The following is a 23,941-nucleotide window of genomic DNA, read 5'->3' on the forward strand; positions in this document are numbered from 1 at the left end:
TAAGTTATTTAATTAATGATTTTCCTGTCATTTCCTTCGGTTGCTTGCCGCCAAGCAAATCAAGAAGGGTTGGTGAAAGGTCCGCAAGAATTCCGTCTGTACGAAGCTCAGCACCGTCTTTAGTAACAATAACAGGTACAGGATTCGTTGTATGAGCAGTCATCGCATCGCCATCAAGCGTCGTGACTTCATCAGAGTTCCCGTGGTCAGCGGTAATAATCGCATTTCCGCCTTTTTCTAAAATTTTATCAACGATCTTACCAAGACATTCGTCAACAGCTTCAATCGCTTTGACTGTCGGTTCAAGCATTCCGGAATGCCCTACCATGTCAGGGTTAGCAAAGTTCAAGATAATCGCATCGTGCTTATCGGCATCGAGCTCTTTCAGTAACGCGTCCGTTACTTCGTAGGCACTCATCTCCGGCTTCAAGTCATAGGTTGCAACCTTCGGAGAGTCGATAAGAATGCGCTCTTCCCCAGGAAACTCTTCTTCGCGTCCACCGCTAAAGAAGAAAGTAACGTGTGGGTATTTCTCTGTCTCAGCAATACGCAGCTGCTTGTAGTCCTGCTGAGCTAGTACTTCACCAAGAGTGTTATCAAGGTTTGTTGGTTTGAAAGCAACGTCCCCTCCAACTGTTTCACTAAAACGAGTGAGTGAGACAAAGTGAAGATCTTTCGGACGTTCTTCCCCACGATCGAAACCGCGGAAATCATCATTCGTAAAGACTTGTGAAATCTGGATTGCTCGGTCAGGACGGAAGTTAAAGAAGATTACTGCATCCTCATCATCTACCGTCGCAATCGGTGAACCGTCTTCTTCTGTCATAACGGAAGGAAGAACGAATTCATCATAGATTTCATTCTTGTAATTATCATCAATTAACTCATTTGGATCTTTGTAAGAAGGGCCTTCACCGTATGCCAGGGCACGGTAAGACTTCTCTACGCGATCCCAACGCTTGTCGCGGTCCATGGAATAATAACGTCCTGAGAGAGTCGCAAGACGACCTACTCCGACTTCTTCCATTTTTTCCTCTAACTGCTGAATGTAGGTTTTCGCAGATTGTTGGCCAACATCACGACCATCAAGGAAACCGTGAACATAGACATCTTTTAAACCTTGCTTAGCAGCAAGTTCAAGAAGAGCGAAAAGATGTTTAATGTGACTATGAATACCACCGTCAGAAAGAAGTCCGAACAAGTGTAGGCTTGTCCCTTTTTTCTTTGCATGGTCAATAGCCTCTAGAAATGTTTCATTCTCGAAGAAGTCACCTTCTTCAATTGCAAGATTTACTCTAGTTAAGCTTTGATAAACAATGCGTCCTGCACCGATATTCAAGTGGCCAACTTCTGAGTTACCCATTTGTCCGTCTGGAAGTCCAACTGCTTTACCACTCGCTTGTAGGGTAGCGTGTGGGTATTGGTTCCAGTAACGGTCAAAATTCGGTTTTTTCGCATGAGCTACGGCATTTCCTTTTTCTTCATCTCTAAGGCCGAAACCATCTAAGATGATTAAAGCTTCTGGCTTTTTAGGCATTCTGACCAGCCTCCAAAAGCTGAAGGAAAGATTTCGCATCAAGACTCGCGCCGCCGACTAAAGCTCCATCAATGTCGGATTTACCCATAAGCTCGTCAATGTTACCAGGTTTCACACTGCCGCCATATTGGATACGGACCGCATTAGCTGTTTCGTCAGACGTTTCGTCTTTAAGGACGCCGCGGATAAATGCACATACATCATTTGCTTGATCGCTTGTTGCAGTTTTGCCAGTACCAATTGCCCAGATAGGCTCATATGCGATGACAGATTGAGCTACCTGTTCATTTGTAAGACCAGCGATTGCCTTTTGAACTTGTCCTTTAACGATTTCTTCTGTTACGTTGCTTTCACGCTGTTCAAGCGTTTCACCAACACAGATGATCGGTGTTAGGTTATGTTTAAACGCTGAATGAGTTTTCTGGTTAACGATTTCGTCCGTTTCACCAAATAGCTCACGGCGTTCAGAGTGACCAAGAATCACATAGCCTACTCCAAGATCGTTAAGTGCGACAGGGCTAATTTCACCAGTAAACGCGCCATTTTCTTCAAAGTGCATGTTTTGAGCACCTACTTGAAGTGCTGTTCCTTCTAGCTCATCCGTTAAATAATCAAGGAAAAGAGCAGGAGCACAGACAACGGAATCTACGCGATCGCCATTAGGAATAAGTCCTTTCACTTCGTCAACAAAGCTTTTTGTTTCCGTAAGTGTTTTGTTCATCTTCCAGTTACCTGCGATGATTGGTTTGCGCATGTTCACTCACCATCCCTTTATAAATTTAAGTCATAAGTATTTTATTTGTCGTTAAGTGCGACAACACCAGGAAGTTCTTTACCTTCCATAAACTCAAGAGAAGCACCGCCACCAGTAGAGATATGGCTCATTTGATCAGCATAGCCGAATTTCTCAACCGCTGCTGCAGAGTCACCGCCACCAATAACAGAATAGGTATCATTTGCATTAGCAAGTGCTTCTGCTACTGCTTTTGTTCCATTAGCGTAAACATCTAGTTCGAATACACCCATAGGGCCGTTCCAGATAACTAGCTTGGAATCAGCAACAACTTTGCTGTACGTTTCTCTTGTTTTTGGTCCAATATCAAGCGCTTCCCAGTCAGAAGGAATGTCTTCGATGCTTACAATTTTCGTGTTTGCATCATTTGAGAAATCGTCGCCAATAACAACGTCTTCTGGCATATAGAAATTAACGCCTTTTTCTTTCGCTTTATCCATGAATGTTTTCGCAAGCTCAATTTTGTCTTCTTCAAGAAGAGAAAGACCGATTTCATGGCCAAGCGCTTTTACGAATGTATAAGCAAGTCCACCACCGATGATCAAGTTGTCCACTTTATCTAGTAGATGATCAATCACACCGATTTTGTCTTTTACTTTCGCTCCACCGATAATTGCAGTAAATGGACGAGAAGGCTCAGTTAGCGCGCTTCCGAGAACTTCAAGTTCTTTTTCCATAAGAAAACCAGCTACAGCAGGAATATGATGAGCGATGCCTTCTGTTGAAGCGTGAGCACGGTGTGCAGCTCCAAAAGCATCATTTACGTAAAGATCTGCCATTGCAGCAAATTTCTTCGCAAGTTCTTCATCATTCTTCTCTTCTCCAGCTTCAAAACGAACATTCTCAATAAGAAGAAGGTCGCCATCTTCAAGACCTGCAATCGCACGGTCTACTTCTTCACCATAGACTGCATCAGTTTTTGTTACTGTTTTGCCAATGAGGTCGCTTAAACGGTCTGCAACCGGATCAAGACGTAACTCATCAACAGCTTCACCTTTAGGACGACCAAGATGGCTCGCAAGGATGACTTTTGCTCCTTGATCAGCCAAATGCTGAATCGTTGGAAGTGCTGCTTTAATGCGCGTTTCATCTGTTACCTTTCCGTTATCCATAGGTACATTGAAATCAACGCGACAAAATACCTTTTTGCCTTTTAACTCGACATCACGAATTGACTTTTTGTTCATCACGCATGTCCTCCTCTGCATAAAGTTTTAAAAGGTCGTTTATACCACCTTTTAAATATAGCTATATCGTTAGTAATGACAATGGAAAAGGAGGAAGGCTCAAGACTTCCTCCTCCTCTATTAACAATTCTTATTATAGCCCTTTTGCAGCGATGTAGTCGACTAGATCTACTACACGGTTAGAATAGCCCCACTCGTTGTCGTACCAAGAGATAACTTTAACCATGTTTCCATCGATACCCATTGTAGAAAGACCATCTACGATTGAAGAGTTCGGGTTACCGTTGTAGTCTTTTGATACTAGTGGCTCGTCGCTATAACCAAGGTATCCTTTAAGGTCGCCTTCAGCAGCTTCTTTAAGAGCAGCGTTTACTTCGTCAACTGAAACGTCTTGATCAAGTTCAGCTACAAGGTCAACGATTGATACGTTAGGTGTAGGTACGCGCATAGCCATACCATTCAACTTACCATCAAGCTCTGGAAGTACAAGAGATACTGCTTTAGCAGCGCCTGTAGATGTTGGGATGATATTTTCAGCTGCCGCACGAGCACGACGGTAGTCTTTATGTGGAAGATCAAGAATTTGCTGATCGTTTGTATAAGAGTGAGTTGTAGTCATTAGACCACGCTTAATACCGAACTTGTCGTTCAATACTTTAGCAACTGGTGCAAGACAGTTTGTCGTACAAGATGCGTTTGAGATTACGTGGTGGCTAGCTGCATCGTACTTGTCTTCGTTAACACCTAGAACAACTGTAATATCTTCGTCTTTAGCTGGTGCGGAGATGACAACTTTCTTAGCTCCTGCTTCAAGGTGCTTCGCAGCATCGTCACGGTTTGTGAAACGTCCAGTGGATTCGATTACCACTTCAACACCAAGATCTCCCCATCCAAGTTGTGCTGGGTCGCGCTCAGAAAGAACAGTGATTTCAGTTCCGTTAACTACAAGGTTCTCGCCGTTAACTTCTACTTCAACATTAAGTTCTCCATGTACGGAATCGTATTTTAGAAGGTGTGCAAGCATGTTTGCATCTGTAAGATCGTTTACAGCTACAATATCAACACCAGGGTTGTTTAATGCTGCACGGAATACGTTACGTCCAATACGTCCAAAACCGTTAATACCTACTTTTGTTGCCATTGTGTAGTTCCTCCTTGAATTTCCTCGTTTCCCGAGGTGTGGTTTATTTAATAAAGGGAATCTCCCTCTAATAACGCTTTAGCGGCGCCTTCATCAGTCACAAGGATACTTTGAATCCCCGTCTTAAGATAGGCTTCGATGGCTTTTGCTTTCGAACGGCCGCCGGCTACCGCAATGACTAGTTCACTTCGCTCTAAATCTTCGAGCTGCAGTCCGATTGTTTTCACTTTATGAACGACTTCACCAGACTGATTGAAGTAATACCCGAACGCTTCAGCGACAGCATCCTCACGCTCAATCTTATTAATAACATCAAGCGTAGATTTACGCCTTTGCGCCATCGTTCTAGCTTCCCCAATCCCATGAACCACAATACCGGCAGACTTGATAATCTCAAGGATATCTTTCACGCCAGGCTCTTCAATAAGGGATTGGTATGCTTCTTCGCTCAATTGATCTGGAACATGAAGCAAACGGTAGTCAGTATGGGCTTTTCTTGCCATTTTCGCACAAATTGTGTTGGCCTGATTTTCAACCTGTTCTCCTAGGCCCCCTCGAGCCGGAACAAACAGTGTTCCTTCCATATCTGAGGAAGGAATCATCATATCAGCCACACCTGCGAGCGTGGTACCGCCTGTTACAGCAATCACTCTATCTTTTAGCTGAAACTTTTTCAAGCGTCCCACAGCGGCTCTGCCCATTTCTTTCTTTACCCAGGGGGTCACATCACTATCACCAGGGACAATAAATACTTCCGGAATGCCAAGTTTATCTTTCAAGCGTTTCTCGAGATTATCGAGCCCGGAAACTTCATCCATAACCGGTTCAAGCTCAAGAAGTAGCTGTTCGCCTTCCTCCGTCAGTTGCATACCTTGTACAGACATATGTAGGAGCCCCTGATCTTTAAAGAAAGTGACTTCGCTTCTGAGAACTCGTTCGGTTATACCCAGACTGTTCGCAAGACTTCTACGGCCAATTGGCTGCATTAGCCTCAACTGTCTTAATACCCGATAGCGCTTATTCATAACATCTAACATGTCCGGCAATAATTTTTGTTGAAGTGACAATAATGAGCGCATAATTCGTCTCCCCTGCTGTTCTTCTTTTCCTCGAGACGTATTATGTCCCGCTTAGACATTTTTAGTCCCACCTGGATCAAAAAGAACTTCTTACAATTTTCATTGTAGCAGTTGCCAAAAGTATGGGCAACTATGTTATACTGAAATTTTTAAAGTAAGCGTTTTCTTATCGATTTTTTTGAAATTCGACCATAATCCACTACTTCCTCATCGATTTCAACGACGGGGATCATCAGCATAAACTTTTCTAACAGTGCCTCATCCTTATAAATATCAACTATCTGAAGAGAGAACATTTCCTCTTCCTGAAGCTCAAGAAGTAGTTCATATGCTTCATCACAAAGTGGGCATGTCTCTTTCGAATATAAAATAACCGATTTTTCCACACGTTAAACCTCCCTTCATTACTTTACTAGTTTACTCAGACAGCCTTTCGAACGCAAAAAAAAAAGCGACTAGTGTAGCCGCTACGAAAATCGTTTTCGTTTCGATGAGCTTAAGATCTTTAACTCATCTCGATACTTTGCAATCGTACGCCTCGATACTTCAATCCCTTTCTGGATATGAAGAGCTTCTACAATCTTTTGATCTGATAATGGTTTCATCTTATTCTCGTTCTCCACAAGTTCCTTAATGAATAGCTTTACACTAGAGGAAGAAGCAGCTTCTCCAGACTCACTAGACAGTTTGGAAGTAAATAAGTCCTTTAAGGCGAAAAGACCATGTGGCGTTTGAACGTATTTGCTTTTAATCGCTCGACTTACCGTGGACTCGTGGACATCTGCTTCCATCGCTACTTCCCTCAAGGTTATTGGAGAAAGCTCACTAATCCCATTTCTCAAAAAATTTTGTTGGTGAACAATAAAAACGCCCATTATTGCTCGAAGCGTTTGCTTTCTTTGCTCAATACTTTTTAATAACCAGCTGACTTGCTGATATTTATCCTTTAGATACTCTTCCGCTTCGTTATTTTTAAAAGAACGGTAGGCGTTGCTCACTTTCATTGCTGGTAAATCGTCATCAAGTAATGCAATAGAGAATCTACCATTTTTCTCTTCTATCATGACATCTGGAACAATGTAGGATGGTTTATCAATACCCCACTTTGATCCTGGACGAGGATCGAGATCAGCTACTATATCCGCAGCCCGCTGTATATGCTCCACCGGAACATGAAATTCTCTCGAGAGTTCACGATATTTCTTTTCTGCTAGCGCTTTCAAATGATAGGAAACAAGATCTCGAGCAAGCTCGAAAATTTCTCCCGACTCATTTAACTGTAAAAAGAGACATTCGGAAAGAGAGCGCGCCCCTATACCTGGTGGGTCAAGTAATTGAATCTCTCTAATGGCTTCAGTGATCTCAAAGTGCTCGACATCAAAGTAATTCATTACCTCCGTCTCATTTATTCTTAAGTAACCACTTTCATCAATATTATCAATTAAATAATGCACAACGGCTTCCCTTTTACGTGGAAAGTGTAGACACCTCGCCTGATCGTGTAACTCATCATGCAAACTTTTTCTTGTTTCAGCGTATTCGAGTGGATCTTTTTTAAGCCCCGTATCATAAGAGCGTTTTGAAGAACGAACGCCACCATCCCATGAAGGGGAGTGTAATTCAATTAATGGATTTTCAAGAGCCTGTTCTTTCACGTACTCCAGTAATTCGACCGTAGAATATTGGAGTATAGAAATCGCTTGATGCAACTGGGTTGTCATGACTAATTTCGTTGTCTGCTTTTGTATCAATCCTAATTCCATCGCAATCCCTCCACCTTCATCATACTATATCGCTTCATTTTATGGTATGAAAAAAATGAAAATGACCAGAATTTTCTGTTTTTTAAAAGGGGATTTTGACACCATTTTTAAAGAAAATGATGAAATAGCCCGTCCCTTAGTCAAATTTCTACATAAACTGTCTTATAGAGAGAGAAAAAGGAGGCAAATGCCATGGATTTAGCTGTATATGGAATTGCTTTGCTTCCAGTCATCATTGGAGTTGTACACCTTTTTAAGGTGTTTGGTTTTCCGGTAAGGTTCTTACCGATTCTTTCCATTGGAATCGGAATTGTAATGAGCCACATTTATGTTGAACCGGAAGACTTCAAAAAAGCCTTCTTTATAGGATTATGGCTTGGACTATGCGCTACTGGAATGCACTCAGGCTTCAAACACACGATGAGTGGAGCAATCAGCAAAGGACATGACGATGACAAAGATAAGCCCTGATAGAAGGTAAGACTGATCGCAAGAAGAGTGGACGAGTTCTACTCTTCTTTTTTTCTGTTCAAAATGAAGGATATTATTCATTCCCTGGATCTAAGCGAACAAAGATGACATTTATCATAAAAAAATCCCCTTCACACTAGCGAAAGGGATTGGAATTATGTAATTGGTGCGCCCGGAGGGATTCGAACCCCCGACTGACGCGGTACCGGAAACCACCGCTCTATCCGACTGAGCTACGGGCGCGCTTCATTAGCGCAAGGATTATTATACGATATGCCCCCTTTTTTTGCAAGGTGAATTTCATAGCTTCCAAGTGACGATCAATGAGTAATCAATAGTGTATAAGAGCATTTTATCTATACCATGTTAATGAACGCTGTTGCTTTTTTACTCTGGTGAACGGTGAGGTATTAACAATATTGGCCAAAGCTATTATCCAAACATTTCATTCATATCATAGAAAAGGTATCGCTTCAGTTCTTGACGTCTCACCTGTCTCATAGTAAAGTTATACCAAACATATGTTCTGTTAGGTGGAGATGATCATGTTCCAATTAAGTAAAGAAGAAACGAAGGCATTAAGAAACTACCTCTTACTTCCTTACCTGAAAAGAGTGCTGGAAATTGACACGAAATGGGTGAACCATTCGAAAATGAAACTTCCGCGCCCTTATCTGGAACTAATTCATGCCGCTATAACGTTAGCCTCCTCTGACTTAAAATGGGCAAAAGCAATGCTTCATGATAGAGGAATCCGCGTCTATATAGAAGATACGAAAGAAGATGTTGTGATTTGCAAAGTATATTGTCGAGGTTACAATCAAACATACCGCTATTCTTCCATTCAAATACGTAATCAGGTAGAAAGACGAATTTTAGCCTACTTTTTAGCAGACGATCGATTAAAAAAAAGGAACATTCGCTCTGTTTAAAATAAAGGGATGCGGGGAAAATGGGTGTATGTGGTTAAAGAAAAATCAAACCCTTTTCATCGATTAAAAAATAGGACAGCACTTCATTTGACCTATATTGACCTTTTAGGTATGATGAACATACAGCAACTACATATTCCACAAATATAAGGGAGGAATTTAAAATGGTTTTAATTCCAACGGTAATTGAACAAACAAACCGCGGTGAGAGAGCGTACGACATTTATTCTCGTCTTCTTAAGGACCGTATTATTATGCTAGGAACAGCAATTGACGACAACGTATCAAACGCAGTCGTTGCACAACTTCTTTTCCTTGCTGCTGAAGACCCAGATAAAGACATCTCACTTTATATCAACAGCCCTGGTGGTTCAATCACTGCAGGTATGGCGATTTACGATACTATGCAATTCATTAAGCCAAAAGTATCAACAATCTGCATCGGTATGGCTGCTTCAATGGGTGCCTTCCTACTTGCTGCTGGTGAACCTGGTAAGCGCTATGCTCTACCAAACAGTGAAGTAATGATTCACCAACCGCTCGGTGGTACTCAAGGTCAGGCTTCTGACATTGAAATTCACGCAAAACGCATCATCCAAATGCGCGAGAAGCTAAACAAAATTCTTTCTGAGCGCACAGGTCAACCACTTGAAACAATCGATCGCGACACAGATCGTGACCGTTTCATGGAAGCGACTGAAGCGAAAGAATACGGCTTGATTGATGAAGTAATGGAAAAGAAAGCATAAGATAGACCCTAAAAAGCCTTTCCCTACATTGTTGGGAAAGGCTTTTTCTTTCTTAGAATAGGCGTTGTTTTTGAACCATCTGCTATTTGAGCAGCCAATGAACCACAATGGATGATCCCACTCTCTATAACTCTATTCTCTTAAGAATGTTTCGCAACGTTAACAATTTAATGCAAAACAAAAACCTGGCACACAGCCAGGTTTTGCTAATCTTTTTGAATAAAATCAATTAATGAAGACATCGCATCTTCTTCATCATTACCATCAACAGTTAAAATAACAGAAGAACCAGTACCAACAGCAAGGCTCATGATGCCCATGATGCTTTTGGCATTAACTTTTTTACCGTCCTTCTCAAGGAAGATATCCGAGTTAAATCGGTTTGCTTCCTGTACAAACAGAGCTGCTGGACGTGCCTGTAATCCTGTATCCAAAGTAACCACAACTTCTTTTTGAATCACTTGTTCATTCCTCCCCTTATTTAAAACAGTCGATCAGAACACCAGAAGCGCTATACCAGTTTCCCTTGCACTCGCCACTTTCAAACTAAAGCTATGATAGCTCATTTTGTGGCCTCTCGATTTTAAATTTACTAAAGTGTTAAATTACCTAAAAAAGTAAGCGCTATCTCGAAAGGTGAAAAATTTAGAAAAACGCTATTTCCAATGCTTTCATTAAGAAAAATAGGGTTTTTCTTTGAAGATTCATGCTATCTATTGTACTGCTAGAAAACAACCTTCCACCATTATAGGTGGAAGCTTTTTTCTAACTTGTCCGAAAGGCTTAGGAGATCGGTTTACCATCACGAAGCTTATCAGCAATCTGGTCAATCTTTCGTAATCTATGATTGATTCCTGATTTACTAATAGCTCCTCCAGTAACCATCTCACCGAGTTCTTTCAGTGTAACATCTTGATGCTTCACGCGAAGTTCAGCGATCTCTCTTAACTTATCAGGAAGAATTTCTAAACCAACTTCCTTTTGGATGAAGCGAATATTCTCAACCTGTCGAAAAGCCGCGCCTACCGTTTTATTCAAATTAGCCGTTTCGCAATTCACGATTCGATTAACAGAATTCCGCATGTCTTTCATAATGCGTACATCCTCAAAATAGAGCAGCGCCTGATGGGCACCGACAACACTTAAGAACTCCGTAATCTTCTCGCCTTCTTTGATATAAACGATATACCCTTTCTTTCGCTCAAGCATTTTCGCATTTAATCCAAATTCATTCATTAAGTTACAAAGCGATTCCGTATGCTCTTCGTACATTGAGAAGATCTCAAGATGATAAGAGGTTTCAGGATGATTGATTGATCCCCCCGCAAGAAATGCTCCTCTTAGATAAGAACGTTTGCAACAAGACTTCTTGGTAAAATCCTTTGAGATTACTCTAGTGAACGTAAAGGCGTTATCCATTATACCGAGATCTTCAAGGAGATCTCTTGCTTTGGCTGAGACACGGACAATGTATACATTGTTTTTCTTCAGCCTCATTTTTTTACGGACAAGTAGTTCAACATCGAAGTTGTATATCCGCTTAATGAGCGTATAAATTCTTCTTGCAATGGCAGCATGTTCAGTCGGAATGTTTAGAATCAGCTGTCTGTTACCAAACGAGATCGATCCATTCATTCGAATAAGTGCTGCTAGTTCTGATCTTGCACAGCAAGGTTTACTTTCTAACTGCGTCAATTCTTTCTTTGTATCAGCAGCAAATGACATTGCCATCCCCCCTTTTTCATGCAGGGGCCCCACTGACCCATCATGATCTTTTATCGTCTAATAAGGATAAAAGAATCGATGATATTTCCTTCGCATCATGGCGTACATATTTCTCATCGTATTGAATAATTTTATCACTGATTACATGAAAACCAAAGCTCTTTAGACGATTTTCGTCATATTGCACAACCTCTGCTCGTTCTTGTGCATAACGTTTTGCATAGAAAGATGGAATCATTTCCTCATTTACAATAATCGTATCCATAAGTTTATAGCCGATGTGATCAATGAGTGCCTGCACGTGGTCACTCGCCGTATAGTTTTCCGTTTCACCTAGCTGAGTCATAACGTTACAAACATACACTTTCCTTGCCTTAGACTGCTGAATTTCCTCAGCAATGCCCGGAACAAGTAAATTCGGTAGAATACTTGTATATAGACTACCTGGCCCAAGAACAATCAAATCAGCTTCACGAATAGCTTGTAGAGATTCGGGGAGCGCTTTGATGCCTGGTGGTGAAAGAAATACCCTCTTAATTGCTTTATTTACCTTTGGAATTTGTGATTCACCTTGAACAAAAGTACCATCACGCATTTCAGCATGTAAAACAATACTTCGATTTGATGCAGGAAGAACTTCACCACGTACGTTAAGAACGCGGCACATTTCTCTAACTCCTGTTACAAAATCACCAGTAATGTCCGTCATGGCGGCTAACATTAGGTTGCCAAGGGAATGACCTGATAGTCCATTCCCATTTTTAAACCGATGTTGCATAAGTCCTTCTAACAGAGGTTCAACCTCCGATAACGCTGTAATAACATTTCGTACATCACCTGGAGGAGGTATATCAAACTCATCACGTAATCGACCTGAACTTCCTCCGTCGTCAGCTACAGTGACAATCGCAGTAATGTCGACAGGAAACTTTTTAAGTCCACGAAGAAGTACCGATAGGCCTGTTCCTCCACCAATGACAACAGCCTTTGGCAGATTAGTGTCATCCATATTATTTATGACCCTTCCCTTTTTCGATATCCCTGTGCGTAATATTCGTGCGATACTCTGTTTCGAAATGGTGACCAATGTGTTCTGCAAATGCAACAGATCGATGCTTTCCACCCGTACATCCAATCCCAATGACGAGCTGGCTCTTCCCTTCTCGTTTATATTGAGGAAGCATATACGCAAGCATATCAATTAATTTAGCTAGAAATGTTTGTGTTTCTTTCCACTTAAATACATAGTTCGCGACTTCTTCTTCCACACCTGTTTTTGGACGCAAATGCTCCACATAGTGTGGGTTTGGTAGAAAACGAATGTCAAAGACTAGATCGGCATCGATTGGAATACCGTATTTAAATCCAAACGACATCACATTGACACCAAAGTTCTCTTTCTCATTGTTCGAGAATCGGTCCATGATTTTTTCTCTTAGCTGAACTGGCTTAATGTCGCTCGTATCAATAATTTGCTGAGAGCGCCCTTTTAGCTCTTCAAGCATTTCTCTTTCTTTCTTAATGCCTTCTAGCGGCAAACCTTCTGGTGCAAGCGGATGAGAACGTCTTGTTTCTTTATAGCGCCTGACAAGTGTTGAGTCCTTTGAATCAAGGAAAAGAATCTCCGCATCAAGACGCTCATGTGAATCGAGGTGATCAACAGCTTCCACGAGATGGTCAAAGAAATCCCCACCACGCAAATCCATCACGAGTGCTACTTTATTTAATTTCCCTTCCGAACCGTCAACCATTTCAACGAACTTCGGTAAGAGCGCGGGTGGCAGATTATCAATACAGAAATAGCCGATATCTTCAAAACACTGCATTGCCACTGTCTTACCAGCACCACTCATTCCTGTAATAATGACCATATGAATGCGTTTATCAATCGAATCGGTCATTTTCCCCACTCCGTTTCTCAATTTCTCTTATTGTGACACTTCTATTTAAGACGGATCTAATCGATATGAAAGAAGTTTAAAGTCAGGTGTATAAGTAAATGTACCGTAAATAATGCCGTGACCCTTCATCATATAATCAAGTATATGATAATCACCTGGGGCCATTGGAAGCTCACTAACATCATTTGTATTTACCCAGGAGACTTTTCCTTCATCTGATTTCTCAACTGGCTCGCCATCGTACTCCGTTGCAAGAAACGTAAACATCATCCATTCTGATTTTGTTACTTCATTTTCTTTAATAATGAATGTGAAAATGCCTTTTAGTTTTGGGTTCTTTAAATAGACACCAGTCTCTTCTCGAAACTCTCGGATCACTGAGTCACGGATTGATTCTTCCGATTCCATTTTTCCACCTGGTGCAACCCACCATCCGCGTCTTGGCTTTTGTAGTAAAAGTACTCGATCATTTGCTTCGTCATTTAAAATACAGTTTGTTACACGTTGCACAATTGTCACCTCAATTCAATTATCCGATTTTTATATGAAAGCCTTATGTGCTCAGACTTCTAGATTTTCTATACATAGTATACTATGATTGCTTATCATGAACAATGAGATCGGTTTGGAGAAGCTGTTACGAACCGTCTCAACTCCACAAAAAAAAGAGCACGGAGCATATGCCCGTGCCAATGAATGAATCTATTTAAAGGGGGGGTTAAATCTATTTATAGTATACCCCATTTGTATTTCACCGCTGTTACAGCAAAATTAAAAGCGAATGACGCGGTGACAGGCACCACCCGATACCGCTCGAAAGCTGTCGAAATAAGGTTTATGGGTAAATGTAAAGCCGGGAATCATGAAATTCCCGGCTTCGTTTTGGTATTAAACTAACGCTTCTTTTCCAGCGTCTTCTAGTGATTCAATGTAGTGCTGAACAGATTGTGCAGCAATACTTCCATCACCAGTAGCTGTTACGATTTGACGAAGCATTTTGTCTCGAATGTCACCAGCTGCATAGATGCCTGGAACCTTCGTCGCCATGTTTTCATCTGTTACGATATAACCTTCTTCATTTGTAATCTCAAGTCCGCTAACGGCCTGATTTAATGGAAGCATACCGATGTAGATAAAGACGCCATCTGCACTGAATTCACGCTCTTCGCCCGTTACAGTGTTCACAAGAAGCGTTTTGCTCACTTTCCCATTTTCACCTAGAATTTCTTTGATTGTATGATTCCAGATAAAGTCGATTTTTTCATTATCAAACGCACGTTGCTGAAGAATCTTCTGTGCTCTTAGCTGATCACGTCTGTGTACAATCGTTACTTTAGATGCAAATCGAGTAAGATACACACCTTCCTCAACAGCAGAGTCTCCTCCACCTACAACAACGAGTTCTTTGTTTTTAAAGAAAGCCCCGTCACAAACTGCGCAATAAGATACGCCACGACCACTGTACTCAGCTTCACCAGGTACACCAATTTTCTTGTATTCAGCTCCGCTTGTTACAATAATGGCTTTCGCGTGGAATTCTTGATTTCCGGAGACAACTGTTTTGTAATCACCATTATCTCGAATTTCTTTTACATCACCATATTGATATTGAGCGCCAAATTTCTTCGCGTGCTCAAACATTTTTGTAGATAGATCTGGACCAAGAATACTATCAAATCCTGGATAGTTTTCTACATCTTCTGTATTTGCCATTTGTCCGCCCGGAATCCCGCGTTCAATCATAAGAACATCGAGATTAGCACGAGAAGTGTATACAGCTGCAGTCATACCTGCAGGACCGGCACCGACAATAATGACATCATAAATTTTTTCACTCATCTGTTTCACTTCCTTCACGTTTCTAATAGTAATTTAATTATATTCATTATTAAAAAGTAATGTTTCTTATTTAGAATCATATCCGATTAGTAGAAAAAAGTCTAATAGGATGCTCATCATACCTAGTGTTCTAAAGTAATCGAGTTAACTTTTTACGATAGGCATAAACTGTTGACCCAGATACACCGAACGCATTTGCTACGTCGATTTGAGTCACATCCGTTTGGTTAACTTTATGCCACATGTAGAGCATGGCTGCAGCAGTGGCTTTCTGATTCTGAAATGCTTTGCCACTTTCTGAAAGCTTAACATAACAAGGTAACCAGATCATCGCAATTAGCTCATGCAAATCTGAGTCACTGATGTCTGCCTGCTCGAGCTCAGCAATCACACGCATACCTGAAAGAACATGATCAGGGAAGTCTGTCTGTGTGTAAACCATATATTCATCTTTTTCATTTACAATTTGAACTGGTTCATCAGAAAGCGTAAGCGCAATATAAGCTGACAGTTCTTTTACAATAAGGGGCTCATCTTTACGTCTGCAATACGATTGCAGAATTGATGCGCCTTCAGGATCACGTCTTGTATAGAGCAGCATAAGATGCGTCATTCTCGAATAATAATCGTGTTTCGCTTCATGCTCCTCTGCGACCGACATCTGGGATCGATAGCTTAGCTGATTTTTATCAAGCTTCCCTTGCTCTAGTTCAGCAAGATAGCGGCTCGCCATTTCATTAGATGATTCCACTTGCTGCATTTTTTTCCAATTACGTCTCGCAAGATCAGGACGATCGAGGTGAAAAGCAGAGACAGCCAGCCAATGATAGAATGGTGCATCCCATGTGTGTCGTGTTACTTCTGCTTTACGTAGCCAGTGATATGCTAGCTCATGTTGACCTAGGAATCCAAATGTACTCCCTAGCTTATATGAATGATCAGGATGAATCGGATAAACATTCTTCAACCGTTCAAGCATGACATCACGTTTGACATGTTGCCCAAGGAAATCATAGAAAAGCGTGAGATTACAAACCGCATTCAAGTTTCCTTCATTTTTCGTCAGAACATCATCTAGTACTTGAATAGCTTCCTCATATTGCTCGCTATAAAAATAAGCTAGCGCAAGATTGTTATAGGCAGGCCAGAATTCAGAGTAAACCTCCGTCATCCGCTCCAGTAAATCTATGGCATCAAGAAATTGGCCGGATTCAATGGCTTTACGTGCAGCTTCATGTTCTTGAATCAGCTGCTCTTCTTCACCAATCTCCTGAGGTAAATCTTCCGACTGCTCGAATAAAATAAGATCTACGAGCTCTTCTGCGTCTTCAATAAATTCTCCGTCAGGTTCGTGTTCAAGGTAAGTTCGCGCATTCTCTTCCGTTTGTTTAAACAGACCCATATGTGCGTAATTGTTCGCAAGAAAAAAGTAGCAATCATAGTATTCAGGATCAAGATCGTCAAGTACAAATTTGAGCCATTCATTTGATGCTTCATATTCGCCTAATTCCGACAGGACCGCTGCAAGTTGACATATATAATCGACTTCTTCGGGGACAAGTTTAACCGCACGTTCAAGATGCTGTTTTGCTTTATCCAAATTCCGTTGCTGATAGGCTCTCATAGCCTTTTTATAAAAATAATCTCCGTCCTGAACGAACGGAATCAGTCGGCCTTTCATTTCCGAAGAAGCATGAAGTTCTTTCCTCATGTTTCCCCCCAATAATTTCGCTTCGAATAATTCTATTACCAGTCATATCCGTTCAAAAGTATAACATACATCAGGGTGAAGTCATAAAAGAAAATAAGTAGTAAAACCTGGCTAGCGGCACACTCAAGCTAACTAAATTGTTTCTTTCTGTCCCAATTGCCCAAAATAAAAACGAGCTCCGCGGCTCGCTTTTATTTCCACATATCTTTTTTGCGCTTTGAAATTTCTTGCGCAATAAAACCAATTCCCATTCCAAGCAGTACACCAGGTCCTGGCTGTCCGAGAAAAAGCCCAATAGCAAGTCCCACAAACATAAACCCTACAAACATACGACCTCTCTCCATTTCTCGTAATTGAATTTACTCTTATCTACGATCAAAAGAGAATAAAGTTTCATTACTTCGAAGCGTGTCGTTCCTCAAGTACTTGAAGGACGTCATCAAGCGAACATTCCTGCTCTCTTAACAGAACCATCCAGTGGAAAATGAGATCCGCTGATTCCCACGTAAGTTCTTCGTGGTCGCGGTTTTTCGCTGCAATAATAACTTCAGAAGCCTCTTCTCCTACCTTCTTCAGTATTTTATCGACACCTTCCTTAAAGAGATACGTAGTATACGCCCCTTCAGGACGCTCTGCTTCTCTTTTCGCAATCACTTCTTCAAGCGTATTGAGTATGGCGAAGCGATCAGCGTCCGGCTTTACTTCTTCTGAAAGTAAGGAATCATTGAAGCAAGAATAGGTTCCTTTATGACAGGCAGGTCCCGCAGGGTTCACAAGTACAAGGACGGCGTCTTGATCGCAGTCATAACGTAGATCCAATACCTGTTGCGTATTACCTGAAGTCTCTCCTTTATGCCAGAGTTCTTCACGAGAGCGACTGTAAAACCACGTTTCTTTTGTTTCAATCGTTTTCGTAAGGGACTCTTTGTTCATATAAGCAAGTGTGAGAACTTCTTTACTTGCTGCATCCTGTACAATCGCTGGCACTAGACCTTTTTCATCAAATTGGATCATTTCGGTATTCATCGAATCGCCACCCCGTTTTGTTTTAAGTAATCTTTCACATGTGATAGAGAGGTTTCTTTATAATGGAAGATGGACGCCGCAAGAGCAGCATCTGCTGAAGCATCATGGAAGACTTCAAGAAAATCTTCTGATGACCCTGCTCCTCCTGATGCAATCACTGGAATTGAGACGGCATCACCAACTGCTTTCGTTAAAGGAACATCAAAACCATCTTTACTGCCATCCGCATTCATACTAGTTAGTAATATTTCTCCTGCTCCCATTTCCTGTGCTTTGATTGCCCACTCAACTGCATCCCAATCCGTCGCAGTCCGACCACCGTGCGTATACACACGCCATGATTTCGTCTCATCTTCCCACTTCGCGTCAATCGCCACAACCATGCACTGCGTTCCAAAATAATCGGCGCCTTCACGGATCAATTCCGGACGAAGAACTGCTGCAGTATTCATGGATACTTTATCCGCTCCGGCACGAAGTACACGCTTCATATCCTCAAGCTTATTAATGCCTCCACCAACGGTGAAAGGAATGGCAAGCTCTGCTGCAACTTGTCTTACCACATCAACCATCGTTTCTCTTCCTTCATGAGAAGCTGATATATCTAGAAAAACGAGTTCATCAGCGCCTTCTTCATCATACACTCTTGCTAATTCAACTGGATCACCTGCGTCTCTCAGACCAACAAATTGGATACCTTTCACAACGCGGCCGTCTTTTACATCAAGACATGGAATAATTCGCTTTGTTAGCATGTCTAGACCTCCAACGCCTGTTTTAATGTAAATTGATTTGTATAAAGAGCTTTCCCGATGATCGCACCGCTAATCGAATCACTTCTTTGCTGAAGACTAATTACATCGTCAAGATTACTTATCCCACCTGAAGCGATCACTTCTTTCCCTGTAGCCTCACCAAGTTTAGCAATTGCCTCAACGTTTGGCCCAGACAGCGTGCCGTCCTTTGAAATATCAGTGAAAATGAAAACTTCCGCTCCGTGTTCAGCGAGTTCTTTGCCAAGATCCACCGCTTTGACTTCAGAGGTTTTCAACCATCCTTCGACAGCGACATACCCATCTCTTGCATCGATACCAATCGCGATTTTTTCTTTATAACGCTCAAGCATTCTTTTCACGAAGTCAGGATCTGAAATGGCGCTACTACCGAGAATAATACGATCAACACCGTTCTCAAGATAATAAGCGACATCTTCTTCAGTTCGAATCCCGCCGCCAACCTGGACTCGCGCCGATAACCCATTTGCGACTTCAAGAACGTGACGATCATTCACGCGCTTTCCTTCTCTCGCACCGTCAAGATCAACCATGTGAATCCACTCGGCCCCATCATCTGCAAATTGCTTTGCCATATCAAATGGTGAATCGCCGTAAACCGTTTCTTTGTTATAGTCACCTTGCAAAAGGCGTACACATTTGCCGCCTCTCATATCAATAGCAGGATAGATCGTAATTGGCATCTTATGCGTCATTCCCTTCTATGTATTGAGCATAATTCTTTAAGATCTCAAGGCCAGCATGGCTACTTTTCTCCGGGTGAAACTGGGTGCCAAACACCTTCCCCTTACCAACAACTGCTGGAACTTCCTCAGCGTAATCTGCCGTGGCAATAAGAACATCCCGATCGTTCGTATCAACATAATAGGAGTGAACAAAATACACGTGTTCCTCACCGACATCATTCATTAAAAACGATTCTGGCTGCTCGATCACTAGCTTGTTCCACCCCATATGTGGAACTTTATAAGCGTTACCTAAAGAATCTTGTCCGGGGAACTTCTTTACTTTTCCTGGCAAAAAAGAAAAGCCTTCCGCATACCCATTCTCATCGCTTTCTTCAAATAGAAGCTGCATGCCAAGACAAATCCCAAGAAGTGGCTTTCCTGCCTCCACTTCTTTTTCAATAAAAGCCTTTAATCCTGTTTCAGTCAAAATCGCCATTGCGTCTCGAAAGGAGCCGACTCCAGGAAGAAGGAGCCCCGTTGCTTTTGAAAGCTCCTGTTCATCTTCGGAAACGAAATAATCATAACCGAGACGTTCTAGTGCCTTACTAACGCTGTATAAATTCCCCATTCCATAATCAATAATTCCGATCATTTACAGCATTCCTTTCGTTGATGGCACGCCTTTTACACGAGGATCAATAAGTGTTGCTTCGTCTAACGCACGTCCTAGCGCTTTAAAAATGGCTTCAATGATGTGGTGCGTATTGTGGCCATAGTGAACAATTACGTGTAAGTTCATTCTTGCTTCAATAGCAAGCTTCCATAAAAACTCATGAACCAATTCGGTATCAAATGTCCCTACGCGATTCGATGGCAATTCAACACGGTATTCAAGATGAGGACGGTTGCTTAGATCAACTACTACCTGCGCAAGCGCGTCATCCATCGGCACAAACGCATTTCCATACCGCTTAATGCCTTCTTTCGTACCAAGTGCTTGTTTCAACGCTTCCCCTAGACAAATACCAATGTCTTCCGTTGTGTGGTGATCATCTACTTCGGTATCTCCGTTCGCAGCAATGGCTAAATCAAACTTTCCGTGCTTCGTGAACAGATCCAGCATATGAGTAAGAAAAGGAACGCCGGTTTGTAAATCTGTTTTCCCGCTTCCATCTACCCCAAACGAAAGGTTAATCGATGTTTCAGATGTTTCTCTTGAAATCGAACTTTTTCTCTCTTCACCCATTATAAATCCTCCAATCGAAGTTCAACGGCTCTTGCGTGTGCATCCAGACCTTCAAGCTTTGCGAGCGCTGCGATGCTGCTACCGTTTGTTCTCATTGCTTCTTTACTATAAGAAATAACGCTTGATTTTTTAATGAAATCGTCTACTGATAGCGGACTTGAAAAACGAGCTGTTCCGTTCGTAGGTAGTACGTGGTTCGGGCCGGCAAAATAATCACCAACAGGCTCTGAGCTATATGGACCAAGGAAAATAGCTCCTGCGTGACGAATTTTCCCAAGAAGCGTCATTGGTTCCTCTACCATAATTTCAAGGTGCTCAGGAGCGAGTTCATTGACGGCATCGACCGCTTCGGCAAGAAGATTCACGACATAAATCATTCCGTAATCATCAATTGACTTAGATGCAATTTCAGCTCGTGGAAGCTCGACAAGCTGTTGCTTCACCTCTTCTTGAACACGTTCAGCTAGTGTCTCTGAAGTTGTCACTAGAACAGCGCTAGCTCGCTCATCGTGTTCGGCCTGCGATAATAAGTCTGCTGCCACATAAGCTGGATTAGCCTTTTCATCGGCTAGAACAACGATTTCACTTGGACCAGCGATCATATCAATATCAACAATCCCAAATACTTCTCGTTTCGCAAGGGCCACAAAAATATTTCCTGGACCGACGATTTTATCTACGGGTGCGATCGATTCCGTCCCGTAAGCAAGCGCGCCAACAGCCTGCGCTCCACCTACTTTAAAGATTTCCGATACACCCACTTCATTCGCTGCAACAAGTACACCTGAAGGAACATTTCCGTCTGAGTCAGGTGGCGTTACCATCGCAATTCGCTTCACACCTGCAGCGACAGCAGGAATAACATTCATTAATACGGAAGAAGGATATGCAGCTTTGCCACCCGGAACATAAACACCGACAGAATCAAGCGGTGTTACTTTTTGTCCAAGCATTGTACCGTCTTCAGAAGTTGTAAACCATGATTGACGACGCTGGCGTTCGTGAAATGATTGAATATTGCCAGCCGCCTTTCTAATCGTCGTAATGAGTTCATCAGATAAATCGAGATATGCCCGTTCGATTTCTTCATTTGACACGCGAAGTTCTTTCAAATCTGCTCCATCAAACTTCTTTGTATTTTCCTTAACGGCTTCATCGCCAGTTGCTTTAACTTGCGAAAGAATAGAAAGAACAGCCTGACGCTGCTCTTCTGTTCCCTGCTCAATCGATCGTTTGATAGATACCCCTTCGCTCCTATTAACGATTTTCATCTGCGCTCTCTCCTTCCACAACCGCTGAAAGACGCTCGACCATATCGTCAATGATTGCATCCTTCGTTCGATAGCTAACTGGATTCACAATAAAGCGAGATGTGATTGGCTCAATAAACGCCGTTTCCATTAAACCGTTTTCCGTTAACGTTCTTCCTGTTGAAACAATATCGACGATACGATCAGCAAGGCCGATTAGCGGAGCAAGCTCAATCGATCCGTTTAACTTAATAATCTCAACCTGTTCACCCTGCTGACGAAAATAGTTAGAAGCTACGTTCGGATACTTTGTAGCAATCTTTGGTGCAACGCCTTTAATTGGTCCATCAGAAAGACCTGCAACAGCTAAATAGCAGCCACTAATTTTTAAATCTAGTACTTCGTATACATTGCGCTCTTCTTCTAGCATGACATCTTTCCCAGCAATTCCAACATCCGCTACACCGTGCTCCACGTATGTCGGAACATCCATTGGTTTTGCTAGAATGAAACGAAGATTTTCTTCTTCTATATCGAGAATTAATTTTCTTGAATCATCAAACTCAGGGGGAAGTTGATAACCCGCGTTTCGAAGCAATTCTACCGCCTCTTCAAAAATACGCCCTTTTGGCATTGCCATCGTCAGCATTACAACATCCCCTTTCCGTTCTTACCGATTAAATACGTGACGTCATCAAAACGTTCCGAGTAAGCATCAAGGTTTGTGACACCACTTAACTCCTGCACCACAACTTTTTCACCAGTAGCCCTTCGTTCTGACGCCTGTTGAATCGCTTCTTCTCTTCGTTCAGGACTAAAAATAATCGCATATGGGAGCTTTTCCTCACTCGTTACACCAAGTGCTTCAGCAAGATGATCTAAACGAATACCGAACCCTGTTGCCTGTGCCGGACGATCAAAACGCGACAGCAGTTCATCGTAGCGTCCTCCATTGCTTAACGGTACACCAAGGTTATTGGCATATCCCTCAAACACCACTCCCGTGTAATAACTCATATGACTTACAAGAGTGAAATCAAATTTCACCTGCTTAGCTACCCCATATGCTTCAAGCGTATGTAGAAGTGTACGAAGCTCATCAAGAACTCTTTCACCAGCGTCAGTCGGTAGCAAGTCAATGGCTTCTTCTAGTTTTGAACCATCTCCTCTGAGCGTTAAAAGAGCCATAAGTCTTTTTTGATCAATTGTAGAGAGCGGCATTTCTCTTACATGCTGGCGATACCCTACATAGTTTTTTTCATATAAATAGCGGCGTAGAACGGCAGCTCTGTCTTCGTTACCAACGATCGAAAGAAACAGCTCCTGAATAAATCCAACATGGCCAATCGCGATTTGGAAATCTTCAAGACCGGCTTCTTTTAAAACGGCTGCCATTAATGCGATCACTTCTGCATCGGCGCTCGTCGTGCGATCACCGATTAACTCAACACCTATTTGTTCAAATTCTGCCGGTTTTCCACCTTCGTCTTCCTGCGCTCGAAACACATTAGAATCATAAGCAAGGCGCAGTGGAAAAGGCTCATTCTTTAGACTAGACGCAGCGACACGAGCAATTGGGGCGGTCATATCAGGTCTTAAGACAAGCGTATTGCCACGCTGGTCAAGTAGTTTGAAAAGCTGCTGATCAAGGATAGCAGAAGCTTCTCCGACCGTTTCATAGTACTCTAGCGTAGGGGTGTTCATAAAACGATAGCCCCATCCCTCTGTTACACGCTGAATTTTTTCACGAATACTTGTTTTCAAGTCATATAGTACCGGTAGCGTATCGCGCATACCGAGCGGCTTCTCAAATACGAATGGTCTTGTCATTTTGTGCACCTCACATTTTCTTTAGTTCGCTAACATACTAACAAGATGAAGTTATTTGTAGTTTACACGCCTTTATTTTTTTCGTCAACCGATAAGGGGCATTATTCCCTTTACTTCTTTTCTGTACTTCAATATGAATCCCCTTTATTTTTTAGGTAATCTTAAGGAATGATGTCGATTTATGACTCATCCCGTCTTCATCAGGATCACTTATTGATAAATTAGGGTAATAGCTTTGAAAGAAACTTTCTTTTCCAATTAAGGAAATCTATAATGAGGAAAAGAGTAGATGATGAAAA

Annotated in this window: 26 protein-coding genes and 1 tRNA gene; 3 read left to right on the forward strand and 24 right to left on the reverse strand. The window is 42.0% G+C overall.

Going from position 1 to position 23,941, the window contains the following annotated elements; genetic code table 11:
* Positions 1–4 precede the first annotated feature (4 nt).
* The 7 genes from gpmI to rpoN form a co-directional block, all read right to left on the reverse strand.
* Complete coding sequence (gene gpmI, locus AC0VYO_RS18375; protein WP_475367963.1) at positions 5–1,537, reverse strand: 2,3-bisphosphoglycerate-independent phosphoglycerate mutase; 1,533 nt, start codon at positions 1,535–1,537, stop codon at positions 5–7.
* Positions 1,530–2,291, reverse strand: coding sequence for a triose-phosphate isomerase (gene tpiA / locus AC0VYO_RS18380; protein ID WP_475367964.1), 762 nt, complete (start codon positions 2,289–2,291; stop codon positions 1,530–1,532). Before tpiA ends, gpmI begins: the two co-directional genes overlap by 8 nt.
* 41 nt (positions 2,292–2,332) lie before the next feature.
* Positions 2,333–3,517, reverse strand: a complete 1,185-nt coding sequence (locus tag AC0VYO_RS18385) for a phosphoglycerate kinase (protein WP_475367965.1) — start codon at positions 3,515–3,517, stop codon at positions 2,333–2,335.
* A 133-nt stretch (positions 3,518–3,650) separates the two neighbouring features.
* The gene (gap, locus tag AC0VYO_RS18390; protein ID WP_404683297.1) at positions 3,651–4,658 is read right to left on the reverse strand and encodes a type I glyceraldehyde-3-phosphate dehydrogenase; all 1,008 of its coding nucleotides are present in this window, start codon (positions 4,656–4,658) and stop codon (positions 3,651–3,653) included.
* Positions 4,659–4,705: 47 nt separating this feature from the next.
* Positions 4,706–5,737 (reverse strand): sugar-binding transcriptional regulator, encoded by a 1,032-nt coding sequence (locus AC0VYO_RS18395; RefSeq protein ID WP_430244892.1) that lies wholly within the window; start codon positions 5,735–5,737, stop codon positions 4,706–4,708.
* A 149-nt stretch (positions 5,738–5,886) separates the two neighbouring features.
* Positions 5,887–6,123: a glutaredoxin family protein gene (locus AC0VYO_RS18400; RefSeq protein ID WP_430244894.1), complete on the reverse strand. Its 237-nt coding sequence runs from the start codon at positions 6,121–6,123 to the stop codon at positions 5,887–5,889.
* Positions 6,124–6,204: 81 nt separating this feature from the next.
* Positions 6,205–7,500, reverse strand: a complete 1,296-nt coding sequence (rpoN, locus tag AC0VYO_RS18405; RefSeq protein WP_475367966.1) for an RNA polymerase factor sigma-54 — start codon at positions 7,498–7,500, stop codon at positions 6,205–6,207.
* Positions 7,501–7,692: 192 nt separating this feature from the next.
* Here rpoN and AC0VYO_RS18410 point away from each other — a divergent pair, with 192 nt between their 5' ends.
* The gene (locus tag AC0VYO_RS18410; protein WP_475367967.1) at positions 7,693–7,971 is read left to right on the forward strand and encodes a hypothetical protein; all 279 of its coding nucleotides are present in this window, start codon (positions 7,693–7,695) and stop codon (positions 7,969–7,971) included.
* A 164-nt stretch (positions 7,972–8,135) separates the two neighbouring features.
* Here AC0VYO_RS18410 and AC0VYO_RS18415 read toward each other — a convergent pair.
* A tRNA-Arg gene (locus tag AC0VYO_RS18415) sits at positions 8,136–8,214 on the reverse strand.
* A 302-nt stretch (positions 8,215–8,516) separates the two neighbouring features.
* On the opposite strand from AC0VYO_RS18415, the gene AC0VYO_RS18420 reads away from it, so the two are divergent.
* Together AC0VYO_RS18420 and clpP are read left to right on the forward strand one after the other, a co-directional pair.
* A complete protein-coding gene (locus AC0VYO_RS18420) occupies positions 8,517–8,903 on the forward strand; it encodes a YhjD family protein (protein WP_475365843.1) in 387 nt (128 codons plus the stop codon).
* Positions 8,904–9,067: 164 nt separating this feature from the next.
* The gene (gene clpP, locus AC0VYO_RS18425) at positions 9,068–9,652 is read left to right on the forward strand and encodes an ATP-dependent Clp endopeptidase proteolytic subunit ClpP (RefSeq protein ID WP_098445023.1); all 585 of its coding nucleotides are present in this window, start codon (positions 9,068–9,070) and stop codon (positions 9,650–9,652) included.
* A 206-nt stretch (positions 9,653–9,858) separates the two neighbouring features.
* On the opposite strand, the gene AC0VYO_RS18430 is transcribed toward clpP, so the two are convergent.
* The 16 genes from AC0VYO_RS18430 to AC0VYO_RS18505 all read right to left on the reverse strand — a co-directional run bounded on the left by AC0VYO_RS18430 (position 9,859) and on the right by AC0VYO_RS18505 (position 23,642).
* Positions 9,859–10,113, reverse strand: coding sequence for an HPr family phosphocarrier protein (locus tag AC0VYO_RS18430; RefSeq protein WP_430244900.1), 255 nt, complete (start codon positions 10,111–10,113; stop codon positions 9,859–9,861).
* Positions 10,114–10,435: 322 nt separating this feature from the next.
* Complete coding sequence (gene whiA / locus AC0VYO_RS18435; protein WP_194218784.1) at positions 10,436–11,377, reverse strand: DNA-binding protein WhiA; 942 nt, start codon at positions 11,375–11,377, stop codon at positions 10,436–10,438.
* 40 nt (positions 11,378–11,417) lie between these two features.
* Positions 11,418–12,386 (reverse strand): gluconeogenesis factor YvcK family protein, encoded by a 969-nt coding sequence (locus tag AC0VYO_RS18440; RefSeq protein WP_226615241.1) that lies wholly within the window; start codon positions 12,384–12,386, stop codon positions 11,418–11,420.
* A gap of 1 nt (position 12,387) precedes the next feature.
* On the reverse strand, positions 12,388–13,278 hold the full coding sequence (gene rapZ / locus AC0VYO_RS18445; protein WP_194218782.1) for an RNase adapter RapZ: 891 nt from the start codon (positions 13,276–13,278) through the stop codon (positions 12,388–12,390).
* Between the two features lie 45 nt (positions 13,279–13,323).
* Positions 13,324–13,797 (reverse strand): 8-oxo-dGTP diphosphatase, encoded by a 474-nt coding sequence (locus AC0VYO_RS18450; RefSeq protein ID WP_408962562.1) that lies wholly within the window; start codon positions 13,795–13,797, stop codon positions 13,324–13,326.
* 369 nt (positions 13,798–14,166) lie between these two features.
* Complete coding sequence (gene trxB, locus AC0VYO_RS18455; RefSeq protein ID WP_276511794.1) at positions 14,167–15,126, reverse strand: thioredoxin-disulfide reductase; 960 nt, start codon at positions 15,124–15,126, stop codon at positions 14,167–14,169.
* A gap of 121 nt (positions 15,127–15,247) precedes the next feature.
* Positions 15,248–16,828 (reverse strand): tetratricopeptide repeat protein, encoded by a 1,581-nt coding sequence (locus AC0VYO_RS18460; RefSeq protein ID WP_475367968.1) that lies wholly within the window; start codon positions 16,826–16,828, stop codon positions 15,248–15,250.
* Positions 16,829–17,019: 191 nt separating this feature from the next.
* Positions 17,020–17,157 carry a hypothetical protein gene (locus tag AC0VYO_RS18465; protein WP_165994973.1) on the reverse strand — a complete coding sequence of 46 codons (138 nt, stop codon included), beginning with the start codon at positions 17,155–17,157 and terminating at the stop codon, positions 17,020–17,022.
* Positions 17,158–17,224: 67 nt separating this feature from the next.
* Positions 17,225–17,854, reverse strand: a complete 630-nt coding sequence (gene hisIE, locus AC0VYO_RS18470; RefSeq protein ID WP_194218778.1) for a bifunctional phosphoribosyl-AMP cyclohydrolase/phosphoribosyl-ATP diphosphatase HisIE — start codon at positions 17,852–17,854, stop codon at positions 17,225–17,227.
* Positions 17,851–18,609 carry an imidazole glycerol phosphate synthase subunit HisF gene (gene hisF / locus AC0VYO_RS18475; protein WP_475365845.1) on the reverse strand — a complete coding sequence of 253 codons (759 nt, stop codon included), beginning with the start codon at positions 18,607–18,609 and terminating at the stop codon, positions 17,851–17,853. Before hisF ends, hisIE begins: the two co-directional genes overlap by 4 nt.
* 2 nt (positions 18,610–18,611) lie before the next feature.
* Positions 18,612–19,331 (reverse strand): 1-(5-phosphoribosyl)-5-[(5-phosphoribosylamino)methylideneamino]imidazole-4-carboxamide isomerase, encoded by a 720-nt coding sequence (gene hisA, locus AC0VYO_RS18480; RefSeq protein ID WP_475365846.1) that lies wholly within the window; start codon positions 19,329–19,331, stop codon positions 18,612–18,614.
* A gap of 1 nt (position 19,332) precedes the next feature.
* Positions 19,333–19,968 (reverse strand): imidazole glycerol phosphate synthase subunit HisH, encoded by a 636-nt coding sequence (gene hisH, locus AC0VYO_RS18485; RefSeq protein ID WP_404683306.1) that lies wholly within the window; start codon positions 19,966–19,968, stop codon positions 19,333–19,335.
* Positions 19,969–20,562 carry an imidazoleglycerol-phosphate dehydratase HisB gene (hisB, locus tag AC0VYO_RS18490; RefSeq protein ID WP_408962561.1) on the reverse strand — a complete coding sequence of 198 codons (594 nt, stop codon included), beginning with the start codon at positions 20,560–20,562 and terminating at the stop codon, positions 19,969–19,971.
* The gene (gene hisD / locus AC0VYO_RS18495) at positions 20,562–21,833 is read right to left on the reverse strand and encodes a histidinol dehydrogenase (protein ID WP_475365847.1); all 1,272 of its coding nucleotides are present in this window, start codon (positions 21,831–21,833) and stop codon (positions 20,562–20,564) included. Before hisD ends, hisB begins: the two co-directional genes overlap by 1 nt.
* Positions 21,820–22,461: an ATP phosphoribosyltransferase gene (hisG, locus tag AC0VYO_RS18500; protein WP_427391271.1), complete on the reverse strand. Its 642-nt coding sequence runs from the start codon at positions 22,459–22,461 to the stop codon at positions 21,820–21,822. Before hisG ends, hisD begins: the two co-directional genes overlap by 14 nt.
* Complete coding sequence (locus AC0VYO_RS18505) at positions 22,461–23,642, reverse strand: ATP phosphoribosyltransferase regulatory subunit (protein WP_475365848.1); 1,182 nt, start codon at positions 23,640–23,642, stop codon at positions 22,461–22,463. The genes hisG and AC0VYO_RS18505 overlap by 1 nt, the downstream gene beginning before the upstream one ends.
* Positions 23,643–23,941 lie beyond the last annotated feature (299 nt).

Source organism: Anaerobacillus sp. 63XJN7_4_ISO-PGPR-S23-413, from assembly GCF_056173725.1.